Source organism: Mesorhizobium sp. M7A.F.Ca.US.002.01.1.1, from assembly GCF_004022955.1.
GTDB lineage: Bacteria > Pseudomonadota > Alphaproteobacteria > Rhizobiales > Rhizobiaceae > Mesorhizobium > Mesorhizobium ciceri.
In genome coordinates this window covers 1-2,799 of sequence record NZ_RZQE01000622.1, presented here as the reverse complement: position 1 = coordinate 2,799, position 2,799 = coordinate 1, and the positions used below count along the sequence as shown (strand labels likewise).

Here is a 2,799-nt window from a genome sequence, read left to right as displayed (position 1 = left end):
CCCTATAGGATCGTCGCCGGCGTGCCGGCAAAGCCGATCCGCGAGCGCTTCGATCGCCGCACGGCCGAACGCTACCAGGCGCTGGCCTGGTGGGACTGGGACCATGCAAGGCTGCGGGCCGCGTTGGATGACTTCCGGGAGCTCGAGGCCGAGGCGTTCTTGGAGAAATATGGCGGATAGCGACGCCAGGAACGGGCTGTCACTGACGCTGGGCAGCGGGGGCAAACCGCCCCCGCCCCTGCTATCCGCATGACGTGCCTCTCGACACCGGCATCGACGCCATGACGGCCCTTGTCTGGAACGCCTGAAGGACGGCCTCGCCATCGCCGGCGCGCGACGGGCGAGTATATGCGCATCAAGTGGTGCCGTCTGGCCACCGGCGCCAGCTCGCCAGGCCTGCATTCCACATCACCTTCGACTGCTGATCCTGGGCCGGCCGCAGACTCCGGCCTGTGGAGCGTAACAAAACTGACATCAACGCGACACGGCAGGTTCATGTGGCTGCGCTAGGCGAATGCCTGACGATCAATGGTCCGGACTGGAACCTGCCGCCATGCCAGCAAATTCCGCCACGCTCGAAATCCGCGGTGTCACCCGACGATTTGGCAAGAACACTGCCGTCAGCGACATCAACATCGCGATCCCGCAGGGTCAGATGGTTGGCGTCATCGGCCGTTCGGGCGCCGGAAAATCGACCCTTCTTCGCATGATCAACCGTCTCATCGATCCCAGCCAGGGGTCGATTTTTTTTGACGGCGCCGAGGTCTCGAAACTGAGCGGTTCGCCGCTGCGGCGCTGGCAGCGTGACTGCGCCATGATCTTCCAGCAGTTCAACCTGGTGCCGCGCCTCGACGTGCTGACCAATGTGCTGCTCGGCAAGCTGAACCACCGCTCGACCATCACCAACCTGTTCGGCATGTTCTCCCGCGCCGAATGCGCCGAGGCGGTCGCGGCACTCGAGCGGCTCGACATCGCCCGCACCGCCCTGCAGCCCGCCGGCACCTTGTCGGGCGGCCAGCAGCAGCGCGTCGCCATCGCTCGCGCCATGATGCAGCAGCCCAGAGTGATCCTCGCCGACGAGCCGATCGCCTCGCTCGACCCGCTCAACGCCAAGGTGGTGATGGATTCGCTGCAGGACATCAATTTGCGCGAAGGCATCACCGTCGTCACCAATCTGCACACGCTGGACACCGCCCGGACCTACTGCAACCGCATCATCGGCATGGCTGCCGGCAAGGTCGTCTTCGACGGCCCGCCGGAAGAGCTCAACCGCGAGGCGGTGCGCCTCGTCTACGGCGCCGACAGCAATGGCCAGGAAATCTCCGAGGCCATCACCTCGACCAGCGTTGCCTTCAGCCGAAAGATCGCCGCATCCGCCGGACCGCTCGAGCCCGCATTCCCGGGATATTGAGAGCGGTTGGGATCGCCAGCCCACGTCAAGGGCACCTGTCAAAATCGATAACGCTGCCGGCGCGGGGCCGGAACCTACAGGAGAAATATCCAATGTTCAGGAAGATGGTCTTTGGCGCCGTTTCGGTGCTCGCCATGGCGACCAGCATGGCCCATGCCGCCGACATGAAGGAATTTCGCGTCGGCATTCTCGGCGGCGAAAACGAATCCGACCGGCTGCGCAACTACCAGTGCCTCGCCGACCATCTGAAGGCCGAATTCGGCTTCGAAAAGGTCTCGCTGTTCCCCGCCGCCGACTATGACGGCGTCATCCAGGGCCTGCTCGGCGGCACGCTCGACTTCGCCGAACTCGGCGCTTCCGGCTACGCCAGCGTCGCTCTCAAGGACCCGAAGGCGGTCACCCCGATCCTCACCACCCAGCAGACCGACGGCGCCACCGGCTATTATTCGATCGGCCTGGCGCTGAAATCCTCCGGCATTACCGACATCAAGTCGGCCAAGGGTAAGAAGCTCGGCTACGCCGATCCGGATTCGACCTCCGGCTACCTGATCCCGCTGACCCAGATCCCGAAGGATACCGGCGCTTCGAACGAAAAATTCTTCGCCTCGACCCAGTTCAACGGCGGCCACGAGAACAACGTTCTGGCCGTGCGTGACGGCAAGGTCGACGTGGCGGTGGACGATTCTTCCGGCATCGGCGACTTCAAGGACGGCTACACCTCGGGCACCTTTCACAAGGAAGTCGCCAAGGGCGCCGTCGACCCCAACGACTTCGTCGAGGTCTGGCGCTCGGGTCTGATCCCGAACGGCCCGCTGGTCGTGCGCACCGCGCTCGGCAGTGAAATGACCGCCAAGCTCGCCGACTTCTTCACGCAGTTGCCGAAGAAGGACAAGGCTTGCTTCGAAGGCGTCGAGGGCGGCGACTTTACCGGCTACGTCCCGGTTAAGGCGGACTTCTACAACGTCATCGTCGAAGCCCGTAAGGCAGCCATCGGCGGCTAACGGCGAAATCAGGAAGGGCGGCGTCGAGAAAACGCCGCCCTTCTTGCATGTCCGATCATGACCCTTTCCGTGACAGCCCCTTCCGGCGCCACTCATCAGATGGCCGACGCCTGGCGTCGCCAGACGTCCTTGCGCCGGCTCTACACCGCCATCGGTGTCGGCCTGCTCATCACCGCGCTCGGCAGCGCCATGTGGTTCGCCGACGAGGCCAATGCCGGGCATTTCTTCGACCGGTTGCCGCATTTGCTGGATTTCCTGAGCTGGCTCGTCCCCAAGGATTGGAACGATGTCTGGCGGGCGATGTTCGACATCGCTTCTCCGCATGACACCGGCACCCAGGAATTCAATTTTCCGCTTGGCCGCTCCTATGTCTGGGGCAGCTTCTAC

At 63.8% G+C, this 2,799-nt stretch carries 2 protein-coding genes and 2 pseudogenes; all 4 read left to right on the top strand.

The genetic code is table 11. From position 1 onward, the window contains the following. Positions 1-180: pseudogene (locus EN932_RS33055) on the top strand (acetyltransferase); the annotation flags it as partial. Positions 181-553: 373 nt separating this feature from the next. Continuing rightward, complete coding sequence (phnC, locus tag EN932_RS33050) at positions 554-1,411, top strand: phosphonate ABC transporter ATP-binding protein (protein ID WP_027161293.1); 858 nt, start codon at positions 554-556, stop codon at positions 1,409-1,411. Between the two features lie 92 nt (positions 1,412-1,503). Beyond that, on the top strand, positions 1,504-2,412 hold the full coding sequence (gene phnD / locus EN932_RS33045; protein ID WP_127368394.1) for a phosphonate ABC transporter substrate-binding protein: 909 nt from the start codon (positions 1,504-1,506) through the stop codon (positions 2,410-2,412). 57 nt (positions 2,413-2,469) lie between these two features. Further along, a pseudogene (locus tag EN932_RS33040) lies at positions 2,470-2,799 on the top strand (phosphonate ABC transporter, permease protein PhnE); the annotation flags it as partial.

What these genes read in the sequence shown, in the direction of transcription:
- phnC (WP_027161293.1), top strand. Translation starts at nt 554, where the DNA reads ATGCCAGCAAATTCCGCCACGCTCGAAATCCGCGGTGTCACCCGACGA.
- phnD (WP_127368394.1), top strand. Translation starts at nt 1,504, where the DNA reads ATGTTCAGGAAGATGGTCTTTGGCGCCGTTTCGGTGCTCGCCATGGCG.